General features: G+C 70.3%; 18 protein-coding genes. 5 read left to right on the top strand and 13 right to left on the bottom strand.

What is annotated here, in order from left to right; genetic code table 11:
• The first annotated feature begins 141 nt into the window (after positions 1–141).
• From JOF41_RS36485 to JOF41_RS36465, 5 genes are all read left to right on the top strand, one after another.
• Positions 142–1,377, top strand: a complete 1,236-nt coding sequence (locus JOF41_RS36485; protein WP_209624887.1) for a site-specific integrase — start codon at positions 142–144, stop codon at positions 1,375–1,377.
• Positions 1,378–1,496: 119 nt separating this feature from the next.
• Positions 1,497–1,970, top strand: a complete 474-nt coding sequence (locus tag JOF41_RS36480) for a hypothetical protein (RefSeq protein WP_209624885.1) — start codon at positions 1,497–1,499, stop codon at positions 1,968–1,970.
• A gap of 27 nt (positions 1,971–1,997) precedes the next feature.
• The gene (locus tag JOF41_RS36475; RefSeq protein WP_209624883.1) at positions 1,998–2,540 is read left to right on the top strand and encodes a hypothetical protein; all 543 of its coding nucleotides are present in this window, start codon (positions 1,998–2,000) and stop codon (positions 2,538–2,540) included.
• An 86-nt stretch (positions 2,541–2,626) separates the two neighbouring features.
• Positions 2,627–2,767 carry a hypothetical protein gene (locus JOF41_RS36470; RefSeq protein WP_209624881.1) on the top strand — a complete coding sequence of 47 codons (141 nt, stop codon included), beginning with the start codon at positions 2,627–2,629 and terminating at the stop codon, positions 2,765–2,767.
• Positions 2,752–2,976, top strand: a complete 225-nt coding sequence (locus tag JOF41_RS36465; RefSeq protein WP_209624879.1) for a hypothetical protein — start codon at positions 2,752–2,754, stop codon at positions 2,974–2,976. Before JOF41_RS36470 ends, JOF41_RS36465 begins: the two co-directional genes overlap by 16 nt.
• Positions 2,977–3,046: 70 nt before the next feature.
• On the opposite strand, the gene JOF41_RS36460 is transcribed toward JOF41_RS36465, so the two are convergent.
• The 13 genes from JOF41_RS36460 to JOF41_RS36400 all read right to left on the bottom strand — a co-directional run bounded on the left by JOF41_RS36460 (position 3,047) and on the right by JOF41_RS36400 (position 15,296).
• The gene (locus JOF41_RS36460; protein WP_209624877.1) at positions 3,047–3,439 is read right to left on the bottom strand and encodes a hypothetical protein; all 393 of its coding nucleotides are present in this window, start codon (positions 3,437–3,439) and stop codon (positions 3,047–3,049) included.
• A gap of 16 nt (positions 3,440–3,455) precedes the next feature.
• Positions 3,456–4,493 carry a hypothetical protein gene (locus JOF41_RS36455; RefSeq protein ID WP_209624875.1) on the bottom strand — a complete coding sequence of 346 codons (1,038 nt, stop codon included), beginning with the start codon at positions 4,491–4,493 and terminating at the stop codon, positions 3,456–3,458.
• A 3-nt stretch (positions 4,494–4,496) separates the two neighbouring features.
• Positions 4,497–5,405: a peptidoglycan recognition protein family protein gene (locus JOF41_RS36450; protein ID WP_209624873.1), complete on the bottom strand. Its 909-nt coding sequence runs from the start codon at positions 5,403–5,405 to the stop codon at positions 4,497–4,499.
• Between the two features lie 3 nt (positions 5,406–5,408).
• Positions 5,409–5,918, bottom strand: a complete 510-nt coding sequence (locus JOF41_RS36445) for a hypothetical protein (protein WP_209624871.1) — start codon at positions 5,916–5,918, stop codon at positions 5,409–5,411.
• Positions 5,915–6,187 carry a hypothetical protein gene (locus tag JOF41_RS36440; RefSeq protein ID WP_209624869.1) on the bottom strand — a complete coding sequence of 91 codons (273 nt, stop codon included), beginning with the start codon at positions 6,185–6,187 and terminating at the stop codon, positions 5,915–5,917. The genes JOF41_RS36445 and JOF41_RS36440 overlap by 4 nt, the downstream gene beginning before the upstream one ends.
• Before the next feature lie 71 nt (positions 6,188–6,258).
• Entirely contained in the window at positions 6,259–6,789 is a 531-nt protein-coding gene (locus JOF41_RS36435; RefSeq protein WP_209624867.1) for a hypothetical protein, read from the bottom strand.
• 2 nt (positions 6,790–6,791) lie between these two features.
• A complete protein-coding gene (locus JOF41_RS36430) occupies positions 6,792–7,946 on the bottom strand; it encodes a hypothetical protein (protein WP_209624865.1) in 1,155 nt (384 codons plus the stop codon).
• Complete coding sequence (locus tag JOF41_RS36425) at positions 7,943–9,082, bottom strand: hypothetical protein (protein WP_209624863.1); 1,140 nt, start codon at positions 9,080–9,082, stop codon at positions 7,943–7,945. Before JOF41_RS36425 ends, JOF41_RS36430 begins: the two co-directional genes overlap by 4 nt.
• Before the next feature lie 18 nt (positions 9,083–9,100).
• Positions 9,101–10,045, bottom strand: a complete 945-nt coding sequence (locus tag JOF41_RS36420) for a phage tail family protein (RefSeq protein WP_209624861.1) — start codon at positions 10,043–10,045, stop codon at positions 9,101–9,103.
• The gene (locus tag JOF41_RS36415; protein ID WP_209624859.1) at positions 10,042–14,304 is read right to left on the bottom strand and encodes a transglycosylase SLT domain-containing protein; all 4,263 of its coding nucleotides are present in this window, start codon (positions 14,302–14,304) and stop codon (positions 10,042–10,044) included. The genes JOF41_RS36420 and JOF41_RS36415 overlap by 4 nt, the downstream gene beginning before the upstream one ends.
• A gap of 6 nt (positions 14,305–14,310) precedes the next feature.
• Entirely contained in the window at positions 14,311–14,652 is a 342-nt protein-coding gene (locus tag JOF41_RS36410) for a hypothetical protein (RefSeq protein WP_209624857.1), read from the bottom strand.
• 95 nt (positions 14,653–14,747) lie between these two features.
• Complete coding sequence (locus JOF41_RS36405; RefSeq protein ID WP_209624855.1) at positions 14,748–15,056, bottom strand: hypothetical protein; 309 nt, start codon at positions 15,054–15,056, stop codon at positions 14,748–14,750.
• A gap of 36 nt (positions 15,057–15,092) precedes the next feature.
• Entirely contained in the window at positions 15,093–15,296 is a 204-nt protein-coding gene (locus JOF41_RS36400) for a hypothetical protein (protein WP_209624853.1), read from the bottom strand.
• Positions 15,297–15,328: the final 32 nt, after the last annotated feature.

Genomic DNA, 15,328 nt, shown 5'->3' with positions numbered 1-15,328 from the left:
CGTCCAGTGTGCGTTCGAGTCGCACCGGGGGCACCGAAAGACGCAGGTCAGACCCGTAGCGGTCAGGCCACTTGTCCACATACGATGATCGCACCCAACGAAAACCCAACGTTTTGACGTCGGGGACACCAGGGGGTGCACATGCCACGTCGACCACTGGAGATCGGCAGCTTCGGCGAGTTCCACCGCTCCGCCTACCTCGACGGACGCTGGATGCCACTGCACCAAGTGCCCAAGGGCGCGAAGCCGACCAAGCACAAGTCCTCCGCCCGCTACCGCGGCTTCGACGGCAAGACCGGCCAGATGGAACGCACCGGGGCCAGCGCCCGCAAGGCCGACGACGCCCTGCGCAAGGCACTGGTCGAGCACCTCGGCCTCGACAGCGAGGTCCAGTCGGACAACCCGAAGTTCCACCAGGTCGCCACCCAGTGGCTCGACCGCATCGGCCGCCAGCAGGTCGGCACCACCTACGACCGCTACAAGGGCCGCCTGGACAACCACGTCCTGCCCGCCCTCGGCGAGCTCTACATCCGCGAGTGCACCCCCGCGCGCATCAAGCGCGCCCTGGACGCGATGGAGAAAGCAGGCTTGTCCGCCGCGTCCCGTCGCGGTATCCGCACGGTGATTTCCGGCGTGCTCCAGGAAGCCGTCGATCTCGACATCATCACCAAGAACCCCGTGCGGAACGTCTCGCGCATCAAGGGCGGCCGGGGGAAGAAGGTCGTCGCCTACGACACCGCGCAGCTGGTGGACTTCATGGCCCGGCTGGACGGTGACAAGCTCTCCCGCCGCGCAGACCTGCCCGACCTGATCCGGTTCCTGTTCGGCACCGGCGCCCGGTTCGGTGAGGCTCTGGCGCTGCGCTGGTGCGACCTCAACCTCGGCGACCAGCCGGTGCGGATGGAAGACGAGGACGGCGACGCCGTGGAGATCCCCGCGGGCGGGGTGTGGTTCAACGGGAACCTGGTCGCAGTGTCCGGGCGAGGGGTGGTGCGGCACGAGGGCAAGACCAGTGCCTCGCGCGGCGTGATGCTGCTACCGGAGTTCCTGGTGACGCTGCTGATGGTGCGCAAGCCGTTGACGGCGGGCCCCAGCGATCCGGTGTTCCCGTCGGCGAGCGGCGGGTGGCGGCAGCCGTCGAACGTGCAGCGCTCGGTGCGGCGGATGCGGCAGAGGATCGGCTACCCGAAGTTCACCACGCACGTGGGCCGTAAGAGCGTGGCGACGGCGTTGGACAAGGCGGGGCACTCCGCACGGGAGGTGGCGGCGATCCTGCGGCACGCGCGTCCGTCGATGACGCAGGACGTGTACATGGCGAAGGACGCGGCGAACCCGGCTGCGGCGGCGTCGCTGGATCGCTTCCACCGGGCGGGCTGAGTGGCGGGGGCTGGTGGACCCGGGAGCGCGAACACCACGGCACCAGCCCCCGCCCACTCATTCTGCCTCACCGGGCGATCTCGGTAACGCTCGGCGCGCCCCGACGCGACATGCTGACCATGCGCAATGTCCTCCCCGTCGCCGTGGCGTTCCTCCTCGCTGCGTGCACGAGCACCCCGGCTGCCCAGCCCGCCCCCTCCTCCTCCGCGACCGCGACCACTTCCAGCAGCGCGAAGCCCAGTTCCGCGCCGGGGCTCCACGAGGAGTGGAAGTCGAAGTTCAGCACTGTTCTCGGCAGCAGCGACGCCTCGTGCGCGCCCGTCAACGCCAAGTCGAAGGCGTGCGCGGACTACCTGACCGAGATCGTGATGCTGGCCCTGGAGCTGGAGCGGGCCATCAAGGCGCGGCCAGACTCCGACCGGTACGTCGACACGCTCGTCGCCATCGGCGAGGTCACGGACGCCAGCGAGGAGTACGCGCCCTGTTCACGCGGGCAGGGAACCATCGAGCAGTGCCACGCGGAGGCGATCACCATCCTGTTCGCGCCGATCACCGTGCCGATGAAGCTGAACCTGGACGAGATGTCCCCCTAACGAGGGACGCGGGTAACGCGCCATGCGGTGTGGCACGACAACCTGGCTATGCGAACACCTCTCCTCCTCGCCGCGGTTCTGTTTCTGGCCGCGTGCTCGACCACCTCGCCTGAGTCGTCGCCCTCATCGAGCGAACCTCCGCCGTCGTCGAGCACCCCCTCACCGACGACCAGCAGTTCGGCTGCGCCTGCGGTGTTGTCGTGGGGTGGGTCGGGGTCGAGCAGTGGTGTCTACATCGAGGTCGGTACGCCGGTGGTGAGTGGTGATCCGGTGGTGGGTGTGGATGGCCAGCCCGATCCAAGCCAGCGGTACGTGCTGTTGCCGGTGACGGTGGGCAACAAGACCGCGGGGCAGGCGCGGCTGAGCTTCTCGGGCCGGGTGGGGCAGCGGGAGGCGCCGTGGACGGCGGGCGATGACCTCGGGGAGTACCTGCCTGGTGAGGGCGGGCCGATGCAGGCGAAGTTCCGGGTGCCGGTTGACGCTAAGGAGTTGGTGGTGGAGGTGTACGCGAACGTCAACGGGGAGCCGACGACGAACCGGTTGACGTTCAGGGGTCCGTTGTCTGGTTGAGCCGTCCGGGTGGTCCCCCTTGCGTAATGTGTCACTCTGACACATTATTGAGTGGTCAGCGCGAACACCACACCGAGGAGCACCCCATGACCCGCACCACCGCCCGACTCGCCACCCAGATCACCGGCCTGGCCGCTCTCCTCGCCGTCGCCATCGTCACCTACCCGTACGTCCTCACCCCCGTCTTCCAGGCCCTCGGTAGCGCCCTGGGGTGGCTGGGCCAGTGACCGAGGTGTGGACCACCGAGGAGGTCGCCGACCACTGCGGCATCAAGGCGTCCTCGGTGCGCGAGACCATGCGCCGCTGGGGCATCGAGCCCTACGACCGCATCCCAGGCCGGGGCGGCGCGAACCGCTACCCAGCCGCCGAGGTGCGGGCCGCGAAGCAGGCCGCGCCGGGCAAGGGCAACCGCACACCCCGCAAGAAGAAGGCGTGAACACGACGAAGCGCCCCCGCTCCCGTGGCCGAAGCCAGGGAGCGGGGGCGCACTCGTACCACCTCGGCGTCTACACGGCGCGCGGTGGCAACGAGGAGACGTCGTAGGCACCGTCCGGCGTGACCTTCGCGGGTACCGGCGCGACCACGTTCGGGCGCACCAGCAGACCGGTCAGCACGAGTTCGACCACGATCAGCAGCGACGCCTGCAGATCGGGCGAGAGCTTCAGGTTGAACGCCAACGCGAGCGCGATCAGCGCCTTACCGAGCCCGACCAGCGCGGGCACCGACGACTCGGCCTTGACCCGCCACGCGGTGAGCGCGCCGAAGAACGCCGCCACGACGGCGTTGAGGACGCCCTGCTGCTCGATGGTCAGCGGCAGTCCGGTGGCGGTCAGCAGCGCGATCACGCCAGCGACCAGACTCAGCCAGTAGGCGGGCTCGCGTCCGAAGATGGTCCGCATCTGCACTCCTTGTTGGTCAGGGTTCGTGGTGGGTGTTGGGCACCCAGCCCGCCTCGACCACGCGGTCGACGGCGGTTTCGATCGCGTCCTGGTAGTGCTGGCAGCCCAGGGCGTTGGGGTGCATCGGGTCGCCGCGGCGGGCCATGCGCCCCAGGTCCCAGCCGGTGCGGGTGCGGGCGACGACGACGTTGGGGAGGCTGGCGGCGATCTCGTGTAGCCGCTGCGCGTACACGTCCAGCACGGCGTTGACGGTGGTGTCGTAGCCGGGGACGGGTTCGACCAGCACCACCAGCGGCGAGTGCCGCTCCGCGCTCTGGTTGAGCTTCCCGTACCCGGCGAAGAACGGCGCCCCGCCGCCGCCGTTCACGCGCACCGTGAACGCCTGCGTGGCGGGCACGTCCACGACCTCGGAGCACAGCACCCACCGCCGCGGCCCGCGCACCCCGTTGTTCGCGTACGCCCGCTCCTCACCCACACCGGGGTCCACCGCGCGCCGGTTGCACGAGTACTCCCCGACGGTCTGGCCGTCGCGCAGCAGCGTCCACGACCCGCCCGTGCCGATGCTCGGTGCCAGCCCGTAGTAGAAGAACGCCCACTTCCCCGCCCGCTGGAAACCGGGCAGGTTGTGCGCGCTGCCCGCCACGGCGGTGACGTTGCGTCCGGCGATGTAGTCCTCGCCGTAGTTCCGCGTCCACGAGCTCGGGAAGGCGCAGTCTTGGACGTTGATGATGCCTTCCAGCAGCGCGTAGGCGGCCAGTGACCGCACGGCGGTCGTGAACGGCCCCAACGCGGCCAAGCCCAGGCCGTAGGCGTCGTTCGCCACCGCGTCCACGATCACCACGTGGGGTCGGCGGCTGTGGTCGATGCGGTGCGGCGACCCGACCGCCGTGGCCTGGCCGACCGCGTCCCACGAGTGCGAGGACCACTCCGCGCCCTGGGCGAGGGTCCAGTTGTGGGCGTCGCGCATCCGCGGCACCCACCCCCACGGGTCATTCCACGCGGCGATGGAGTGCCCGTAGACGTTGACCCGCAGGCCGTCGAGGATGCTGCTCAAACCTCAGCTCACCGGCCCGGTGCCGGGGTCACCGTCGCGCGCCTTGCGGTCCTGGATCGCCGACAGCTGCTCCGCCAGCTGTGCCGTGTCCACTCCGCCGGTGCTGAGCCGGTCGAGCTTGGTCGACACCTCGGTGAACACCGCGACCAGCTTCCCCAGGTTCTCGTTCACCTTGTCGAGGCGCTGGTTCACGCCCTTGGTCTGCCCTGCGGTGTCGGCCACCGCCCGACGGGTGTCCTGGAGCTCCTGCACCAGGTCCCGCTTGCCTTCCGGGGTGTCGTACTTCCACTGCAGCGAGGCCGAGGTCCCGGCCTGGACGTCTTGTGCGGACAACTCGTCCTCCAAGTAGCTCAGGATCTTGTGCATGGGGAGGGCGCCGGGGTCCCAGTGGGTGTCCGGCGCGGGCAGGTGCTGGTGGCCGAGCCAGCCGGAGAAGTCCCGCAGCCCGGTCCACGACAGGCGGATCGGTGACTCGGCGGTGGAGATGTAGGGGCGCAGCCCGTCGCGGCTGTCCTTGAAGCCCACGCCGATGACGCGGCGAGGAACTCGGAAGTGCGTCTCTAGGGGGCGCACGATGTCCTCGGCGATGTTGCGCAGCGCCTGCTCGGGCCAGTCACGGGTCTGTGCGGCGAATCCCACGAGTTCGACTTGGATCATGTAGTCGTCGTCGTTGCCGTCCATCGCGGAGTAGGCGGCGAGGTTGAGCGGCACGTGTTGTGCGCGTTCGCGGTTGCGCCAGTCGTAGACGAGGTGTGGGGGGTAGGGGGTGTAGGCGGCGATGGCACCGGCCACGGAGGAGCCCTCGGTGGTGTGTAGGCACACCTTGGGGTTGTGGGTGAACTGGTAGGGCTTGCCGCGGACTGCGTTGCCGAGGATGCGCACGGGCCAGCCGGGCAGCCAGATGTCGGCCATGGATCACCTGCACAGGTCTCGTGGGGGCGGCGGGAACGGGTTGTCCTGCTGCTGCTTGCGCGCCTCGGCGCGCTTGGTCAGGTACTCCGACACCGCCTCCTGCACCCGCTGCCGGGCGCCTGCGTCACCGGGGGTCGCGGCCATCACATCCCCGACCGTGGTCATCAGCTCGTCCAGCGCGGCCTGTGCCTCCGCCGACGCCTGGCTGCGCTCGTCCAGCGCCGCGGCGAACCCATCGGAGTACGCCTGGGTGCACTCCGCGACCCGGCGTGTCGCCTGGTCCTGCCGCCACCCCTGGGCTGCGGTGAAGATCGCCAGGCAGAGGAAGAACCCGGCGAGGAGCTTCTCGAACGTCAACCACTTGCGGCGCGGAACCCGGTCCACGGGTGGCCCCTTCCTGGCCACCGACGTGGCGATGGTCTCGACGTTGCGGCTCAGCCGGCCCAGCAGGAACCCCACGATCAGGGACACGGTGCTCCACCCGATCTGGCAGAGCAGGCTCTCCAGCGTCACGTGCCATCACCCCGTGGCGGCTCGGGATCAGCGTCAAGCTCCTCGGCGACGTCCTCGTCCTCGCTGGTGCCACCTCGGAGGCGGGACAGCGCTTGGCGCGCGCGTGATGGGGTGATGCCGTACACCACCCCGAGGACGAACATGAAGATCGCGTTGAGTTCGGTGGAGAACTCGTAGCGGTCCGGCCAGGCCAGGGCTGCGACCGAGTACGCCGCCCACACGCTGCCGACGAGTACCGCGAACGCGAGCGCGAGCGGTCTGGACAGCACGGGCACCCTCCAGGGTCAGGGGTGGATGATGAAGACCCCACCGACCTGCCCGACCAGGCGGTGAAACCGCGTTACGCCTCTCTCTGGTAGCCGTCCTGCACGTGGCAGTAGACGTTGCCCGCCCCCGCGGTTCTTGCGTAGGTGACCTGCACGTTGACGACGGCGTGCCACGCCCCCGGCAGGCCCACGAATCTCGTGCTCGACGACGCGCCCACCGTGCTTGTGGTCCACGAGTCCGCGGCGACCCCGTTGAGCAGCACCTGGTAGGCACCGGTCGTTCCCCCGGCCGAGACGCCTGTGATGAGGCGGATGCGCAGGGCGGTGGCCTGTTTGGGGATGTTGGTCTCCCACACCGCTACCGCCGACCCCGAGGTGCCGCCGAACCAGTCCGTTGCCGCCGTGGCCTGCACCGCTTGTGGGCGCTGCCAGAACGGCACCATCAGCCACAGGTCGCGGATGCCGAGCGCGGGCGCGGCCTCGACGTCGAACACCCGGTTGCCCAGCCCGTCGTAGAGCGCGGTGTGCCGCCTGCTCTCCAGCGCCGCGACGCGGGCGCGTAGCCGCGCGAGCTCGGCGGCGACGGGGTCTTCCAACGAGGGCATGGTCACACCCCCGTCGGGTCGGGCTGGTCGGCGACGATGAGCTTCACCCGGTCGACGTCGGCGTTGGTGTAGCCGAGGACGCGCCACCGGTAGTCGCCGTCGGGCACCGTGCGATGCCCGTACACCCCGAACACCCCCCACCCGCCGGGGATGATCGCGGCGAGCGACGGCCAGGCGTCCGAGCCGCCGGGGTCGGTGAGGACCGTGGCCTCCCACGTCGCCACCGGCCTGCCCAGCAGCGTCACCTGCCCGGTCGCGAGCGCGTTGAGCACGGCCTGGTCGGTTTCGTCGGAGGCCGTGGCCACGATGTCCAGCTGCGGCCAGCCCGCTGCGGGCAGCGTGGGGTCTTCGGCGTACCCGATCGGCGTCAGCCCTTGGGAGACGTTGCCGCGAGCCCACGCGCGGAACCCCATGCGCGACGAGTCGCTGCTGGTGGGCAGGGACAGCAGGGACTGGCCGTAGTCCCACGTCCACGGCTCCCCACCCACCACGTCCAGCGTGGGGTTGCCGATCCTGACGACGTGCTCGACCTTCTCCCGGCCCACGCTGTCCACGGTCAGCCGTGGCGAGAAGTCGACCTCGGGACCGTTGTCGAGGCCGGATAGGTCGCTGACCTCTTGGCCGATGTAGCGCAGGTCCACCGACAGGTAGGTGCGGGACTCGGTGCCGGGGATGTCGGTGGCGGGCAGCACGATGGGCAGCTCGCAGTATGGGTCCAACGTCCCGGCGAGGAGCAGGTACTTGATGACGGTGGGCAGGGCTACGCCGCTGATGGTCATGGGTGCCGCCGCGGCGAGTCCCGTGGTGACGCCCGCGGTCTTGAGCACTCGGCGGTTGAAGATCTGCCCGAGTCCGACCGCGCCGATGGTGACCGTGCCGGAGCCGTCGTCGGGGTCCTGGTGGGCGACGATCGGCCCGGCCTGGAGCACGGCACCGCCCCAGATCGCGGCGAGGGAGTGGCGCCAGCCGGTGAGGTACTGGCGCAGGTCGGCGACGGGGATGCCCGCCGCCGTGGTGGTGATGCTGACGGACCCGGCTTCGCCGATGAGCCTGTTGAACTGCGGCACCCCCACCAGCGGCAACTCGTCGACCACGAGGCCCGTGCGGGTCTCGTAGACCACGCACCGCCACGGCGCCGGAATCGGCGGCGAGGTCATGCGATCTCGCCGACCTTCTCCACGTACAGGCGGGACACGCCGTTGGGGTTGAGCGTCCCCGCCGTCGCCGAGCTGTTAAACGCCTCGACGGTGAACCCGAGCGTCTGACCAGCGCCGATGTAGAGGTATTCGGTGCCTTCGGCGATCAGGAACCCTGGGTTGTTGTTGCCGCCGCCGATGATGTTCGAGTAGGACGGCACGGTGGAGGTCAGGCGCAGCGCGGTGTAGTTGTCGGCGGTGATCGACGCCAGGAGCTTGCCGTGGATGCGGTACAGGCCGGACTCGGCCAGGCTCACGCCGCGCCCGTTGTACACCGACCCCCACGTGGTGCCGTGGCCGCTCACGTTGTACAGCTTCAGGTCGGTGATGCCGCCACCGTTGATGGTCGCCGACCCGTCGGAGCGCAGCAGGTCGGCCTGGAAGAACCGGGGGACACCGGCCTGCGCCATCCACGACCACGACGTGCCGTTCCAGCGGCGCAGCTGCCCGCTGGCGCCGCCGGTGTCGGTGAGCTCACCGAGGTAGGAGCCGGGGTCGGAGAGGCTGTCGCCGGGCAGCAGCACCCGCACCCCGCCGCGCGCGCACGTGCCCCGCCGCTTGTCGGTGATGTTGCCGGAGTTGATGGTCGATGCGTTGGCGGGGACGGTGACCTCGGCCAGCGTGATGTACCCGACCCCCGCCGGAATCGCGTTGTACGGGGCGACCGGCACTGCGGCTGCGGTGCCGGTGACGACCTCGATCCGCCCCTTGGTCTGGGCATCGGTGCCGTTGGTGACCTGGTCGTAGTTGCGGACGATGACCAAGTCGATCCGCGGGTTGGTGGAGTTCGCGTTGTCGAGCTGGACCTTCCACAGCGCGGAGTTCCAGGTGTGCAGGTACGGCCCCTGCCCCGAGCGGGTGACCACGGCGCGGCCGGGGTAGATCTTCAGCCACATGCTGGGGGTGTCGTCGGGGATGACCTTGAGGTCCAGCGGCGCGACCGCGCCGGAGGAGTAGCCGACCAACACCCCGTCGCGCGTCGCCGCAGCGTCGGCCGTACCGGGCGCGAGGAACGCGCCGACCTGCAGCCTGCCCGCGTACGCCGTGTTCTGGAGCTGCAGCGACCACGTGCTGGTCGCGGGGGCGTGCACCGCCACAAGAGCCTCCGGGGTGGTTCAGGCCAGCGCGGGCGACCAGGACACGGTCAGCCGCGAGGACGGCGAGTAGGAGGCCGCGGTGAACGCGACCGTCGTGGTCGAGCCCGGCAACAAGGGCGCCCACTGGGGGTTGGACAGCAGGCTGCGGCGGCGGGTGGTGCCGTTGAGCAGCACGGAGCGGCGCAGCGGGTGCGTGTCGATCAGGAGGAACTCGCCCTGCAGCAGCGTCCCCGAGTACGGCAGCTGCTGGCCGGTGGAGAGGCTGATAACGGGCATGACCAGCGGCGGGTCGATGCCGTTGGATGGTCCGTCGAGGCGGTAGCGCGGCCACGTTTCCGCCGTGCCGCTGTTGACGACGACTTCCGCGCCGGAGGTCTCCGGCACACCCCAGTCCAGACCCCCACCGGTCGACCAGTCCAGCCCGGCTCCGGCTCCGGCCTGCCAGTTCAGGCCCGTGCCCGGCGTCGGCAACGAGATCGGCTGGGACTGCTCGGCGAGGTACTTGCGCGGGTCCGGGGCGTACAGCGCCAGCGAGAAGTCCAGGTGCAGACGTCCGCGGGCGATGTTGACCAGGGTTTCGCCATTGAGCACTACCTCGGCGCGCACGTCCCCGAGCGCTTCGGTGCACACCAGCGTGTACGTCCCCGACGGGTTGTCGCACAGCGCCGCCAGCTTCCGCTCGGCCAGCTCGCGCGCCTCCTCGGTGGGGCACGCGACCCGGCCTTCCAGAGTGATCGGGCGGCCCTCGCGCCACTGCGGCCCCGCGTAGGCGCCGTGCGCGCCCATGACGTTCTGCCGCGAGGCCCGCACGGCGGGGGCGCCTTTCCATCCGGTGGCGTTGGTGACGTAGAACTCGCAGCCGGTGTCCGTGTCGACGCCGCCGTTGAACTCGATGCCGTCCAGCCGCCACCGCTCGGCGGGCAGTTGGTCGGCGGGCAGCCACTCGGCGACAGCTCTGGTCACACCGGGCCTCCTGCCTGCGCGAGAGCGAACCGGTTGTAGCGGGCGGACGCCTGCCCGATCTCGGTCTCGGACTGACGGGGCTGCGGGTGGATCTCCTGGTGGATCGTGACCCCGCCTGCCGCGCCCGCGGAGATGGCCTGCCACTGCTCGCCGGTGAGCACGACTTCGGGGCGGCCGGTGCCGTTGTAGACCGCGGACGGGCCGGGCGGCAGCCACCCGCCCTGGTCGAACACCAGACCGCCGCCCGCGTACCCCATGGGTGGGGCACCGGCGTTGGCCTGCTGCACGTTGAAGATCGACCCGTAGCGGGCCTTGATGTAGTTGATCCCGGCGACGATGTTCGCGATCGGGTCCAGGATGTTGTTCGGCAGCCTGGGGTCGCGGTAGGCGGCGAACGTGGGCGGGATCGTCTGCATCAGGCCCTGGGAGGGGATGCCGTTCTGGGCGTTGATGTCCCAGTCGTTGCGGGCGTTGGGGTTACCGCCCGACTCGCGCATGATCAGCGTGGTCAGCGGCCCGAACCAGGAGGCGTCGGTGCCGGTGAACGCCAGCGCCGCCCGAATCCACTGCGACAGCTGCTCCGACCCTGCCGGGCCCGCCGGGGTGTTGCCCGAGGTGAACGGGTTGATCTTCTCCCACAGCCAGTCCACCGCGTCGCCGATGAGCTTGGCCGGGGCGCGGGCGATCATGTCGATCCACGGGGAGTCGCCGATCCCGATGTGGGTCTTGATCCAGCCGATCGGGTCCTTGAACATGGCCACGACGTCCTCGGCCAGCCCACCGACGAACCCCAGCACGGTGTCGACGATGCCGCCCCCGGCGAAGCGTGCCACCCCGCCGCCGGAGAACCCGGCGACGGTGGCCGGTCGCCCCCCGCTGGCGGCGGCGTTCGCGGCGAGGATGTTGGCCGGGCCCAGCGCACGCACCAGTTCGGGTACCAGCACCGCCTCGCCGGGCGAGAGCAGCGCGGGCACCACGTCGCGGCCTGGTGCGTAGCCGCCCAGCACACCGCCCCCGGCGAACTTCACCGGCTGCATCTCGTCGAGTTTCCCCAACCCCACGAAATCGGCGATCTTGTTCCACAGGGCGCGGATACCGTTGTTGTAGACGGTTTCGATGATGAAATTCACCGGCTTAGCGGCGATTTCCTTCAGCTTGTCCCACGACTGCCGGATGAATTCTACGGCCTTCTCGAAGCCCTTACCGACCAGGTCGATACCCTCGTTGAGTTTGTCGAACACCGGGCGGATGACGTTCTCCCACGCCCACGAGATAATCGTGCCGATGCCCTCGAACACCGGGGCGACGATGTTGCGCCACAACCACGTCAGCACCTCGGCGAGAATCCGGATGGTCGGGATGACCAGGCCCTCCAGGATCGGCATCACGATGCCCCGGAACAGCAACTGGAAGTGCGCGGCGACCATCTCGAACACGGTCTTCACCAGCGGAGCCAGCGCGGTGATCACCGGCACCAGACCCTCGACCAGCGCCAGGACCACCGGCACCAACTGCGGCAGGATCTCGGCGAACGCGTCCGCGATCTGGATCAGCACCGGCACCAGCGGCGGGATCAGCCCCAGCAGCGCGGGGATCAGCGCCGACGCCAGCTCGATCAGGGCCGGGAGGATCGGCAAGATCGCCTGGAAGATCGTCATCCACGCTTGGGCCAGAGCGGGCAGCACCGGCATGAGGGCCTGGATCGCGCCGACCACTGCCTGCCCGATCAGCGCGGCGATGTCATCGAGGTAGGGCAGCAACATCTGGACCGCCTGCGACAGCAGCCCCACGGCCAGGGTGACCACGTCGCCGATCAGCGGTGCCACGTCGGCGATCACCGGGGCCAGTGCGCTGATCGCGGTCACCAGCGTGGTCCCCACCAGGCGGATCAGGTCCGTCAGGGGCGGGGCGAGCTCGGTGATGATCGGCACGAGTGCGATCAGCGCCTCGGCCAACACCGCGCCCAGCTGTCCGGCCAGCTCGGCGACCGGCCCGGCCAGCGCGACCAGCGCCTCACCCACCGGGCCCATCGCGGGCATCAGCGCCTGGAATGCGGCCAGCAGGCCCTGTGTGAGGATCTGCGCGACCTGCCCCAGGAACGGGGCCAGGACCTGCAAGCCCTGCGCGATCGTGCCGATCACCTGCATCGCGACCGGCGCGACCGGCATGAACGCGCGCAGCAGCTCTGCGGCGAGCATGGCGACCTGTCCCAGCACCTGCCCGAACTGGGTCATCAGGGGCCCGGCGGTGGTGCCGAGCATGGTGAAGAAGTCGACCCAGTACGGCGACGCCAACGCCTCCAGCGCCTGCCGCGCCAACCCGCCCAACGCGGACGAGAACTGCCCGATCACCTGGTTGATGACCGGCATCACCGGCATCAGCGCCTGCAGCCCGGCCTGCAGCTGCGGCAGGAACCCGCCCGCCGCCGATGCCTGCAGCGCGTCGAACTGCGGCTTCATGCCGTACAGGAACGTCGCGAACGATGCGGCCGCCGGGGACAGCTCAGCGAACGCGTCCCGGACCTTGCGCGCCGACGCCGAGCCCACGTCGCCGGTCTGCGTCATGGCCTGCTGCAGCGCCCGCTGCGCCTCCACCACGCCCTGCTCGGCCTGGGTGATGCTGTAGGCGGCCTGCCGCTGCTGCGCCGCCTGCTCCCGCACCGCGTCCGCCAGCGCCTGCTGCGCGGCGGCGACCTTGTCGGTGGAGGACTGCACCTGCTCTTGGGCGCGCACGACCTGCTCGGAGCCCTCGACCCCCGCCTTGTCCGCCGCTGCCTTGTCCACGGCCAGCCGCTGGTTGGTGATCTGCAGCCGCTCCAGCTGGTTCGCGGCCTGCTCGTAGGCGAGTAGGGCGCGTTCCTGCTCTTCGGCGGTGGCGTTGGGGTTGCTCCGCACCTCGGCCAGGGAGGATTCGGCGTCGGCGAGGTCGAGCACCGCCTGCCGCTGCGCCAGCGCCCCGTCCTCGACCTGGAACGCCAAGTCCTCCAGCGCCCGCTGCGCTTCCAGACGGGCCTTGTTGAGGTCCTGCTGGGCGCGCAGCGCGGCCCGCTGCGCCTGCACCAGACTCGTCTCGGCCTGGGCGACGCGCTGCTCGGCACGGATCTGCGCGTCCGCCGCCTGCGCGCGCGTGTTCGCCAGCGACGCCGTAGCCGAGCGCACCCGGTCCTGCGCCGACACCACCGCAGCAGCCGCCGCGGCCTGCTGCTTCGCAGCCGCTGCCGCGTCGTCCCCGGCGGACAGTTCGGCGTCGCCCAAGGCGCTGTACGCCCCGCCCACCCCGGCCAGGGCCAGGGCTGCGACGCCGAGCGCGCCGATCCCGACCAGCGCGGCCCCGCCCAGCCCGGCCAGGGCCGCACCGACGCCGCCGATCACGGGCACCAGCGCGCCGAGCTTCATCCCGGCCCCGAACACCCCGTTCAGCCCGGACGCAGCCGAGCCCGCGGTGCCACGGTCGTCCACGTCCACGTCGACCCGCGCGCGGCGCCCGTCCAACCGGTCGACCTCGGACTCCACACCACCCAGCGCGGCCAGCGCCGCCGCGGCGTCGACCTCGACCTGGATGTCCGCCGACGACGCACCCAACGCCAGCAGCCGCGCCTTGACCTGCTCCAGCCGCGCGTTGGCCTCCGCAGCGGACACGTCCACGCCGATGCGGGCATCCCCGAGCGCCTGCAACTGCTGCCGCAGGTCGGCGATCTCCCGCTCCGCCGGGGTCGAGTCCGCGGTGATCGTCGGCGTGGGCAGGGAATCCAAAGCGCCCGCCACCTGCTTGCGCAGCGCCGCCGCGAACTTCCCGCCCGCCAACCGCCCGGCCTGCTCGGCGTCGGGCATCTGCGGCGCCTTGGCCGCGGTCTCGGCTTCGGCAGCCTTGCGCTGCGCCTGCACCAGCCCCGACTGCGCCTTGCTGGCCGCGTCGGTGGCGGCGGCGAGCTTGCGCCGCGCGGACTCCAACTGCTCCTCAGCTACGACGAGCTGACTGGTCTTGGCCTTGCCCGAGTCGCGCAGTTCCTGCAGCTTGGCCTCGGCGGCGCGCACTACCCCGGCGGCGTCGGCTTCCTTGGCGCGAGCGGCCTTGACCTGCTCGGCCATCTTGTCGATCGCCGACGTGGCCGCGGCGAGCGCGGCCTTGTTGACGTCGATCTTCACGTCGCCGGTGGCCTGGATCTTCATTCCGGCGAGCTCGGACTTCACCTTGGTCTGGAAGCCCTTGAGCGACGGAATCACCGGGACGAACGCGGTACCCGCCTGGTACTGGGCCAAGGGTGGTCACCCCCTCGGCGGCAATACCTGCTTCACAATCAGGTCGTGTTTGCGCTGGTCCTCGCGGCGTTCCTGCCGGTCCTGCGCGGTCAGCGGCCGCCGGACCGGCTTCGGTGGGCGCGGTTGCTGCTTCAAGCCGGGGGTGGTGGCGACCACCGCGTACCGCAGCGCCGCCAACTCCTCGCGGATGACCGCGCGCAACTCGTCGAACTCGTCCCAGCCCGCCAGCGGCGGATGCGCCGCCGCTGGCTGCTCGTGTCGGGCGCGGCGCACGGCGAGTTCGTCGTCGTCGTGCAACGCCACCCAGTACCGCGAGTACCGCGGCAGATGCCTGAGCAGCCGCAGCAACTGGTTCCACGGACGCACGCCGCGGAACCAGTCCAGCAGGTCCCAGCCCAGCTCGTGGGCCAGGTCGTACTCGATGGCCTCGCCGTAGCGGTCGATCAGCTCGACGAGGCCCCGGTACCCCCCACCGGAACCCGCTGCAGGTCCACGCCGTAGTGCTTGGCCAAGTCCATGACGAACCGCACCATCACGTGCATCGACTCGTCCTTGAGCAGGCCGAACACCTCGTCCGCGTGCTCACCGCACAACAGCATCAGCCGCTCGCGGGTGCTGGACGTCTCCTCCAGCTTGAGGATTGTGTCCGTGCTCGGAGCGGGGATGGTGATGCTGCGCTGCTCGTCGACTTCCAGCACATACGGCTCGATCGCCGCGTCCTCGCGGTACTGGTCGAAGCGGTAGGTCTTCACGTGGTGCTCCTGGGTGGTTGGGTGGTTGGAGTCGGACTACTTCTTGGCGGGCTTGTCCGCCTCGGCGGGCTCGGTGGTGCGCTGCGCCACCGCCTCCGGCGAGTCCTTGCGCGTGTGCACCGGCTTGTAGCCGGAGCCGAACACCAGCTGGTGGTACTCGACCGCCGTGGTCGCCGTGTACGGGTTGCCGTTCGGGTCGGTCAACTTCACCGGCTCGAACCCGCTGTCGTTGTTGGCCATCGCGTGCTCCTCCGGGTGGTCACAGGGGGTGG

Origin of the sequence: Saccharothrix coeruleofusca (genome assembly GCF_017876325.1) — a bacterium.
GTDB classification, from domain to species: Bacteria; Actinomycetota; Actinomycetes; order Mycobacteriales; family Pseudonocardiaceae; genus Actinosynnema; species Actinosynnema coeruleofuscum.
Note: the sequence above shows the minus strand (reverse complement) of the source record. Positions and strands in the feature narration are given on the sequence as shown.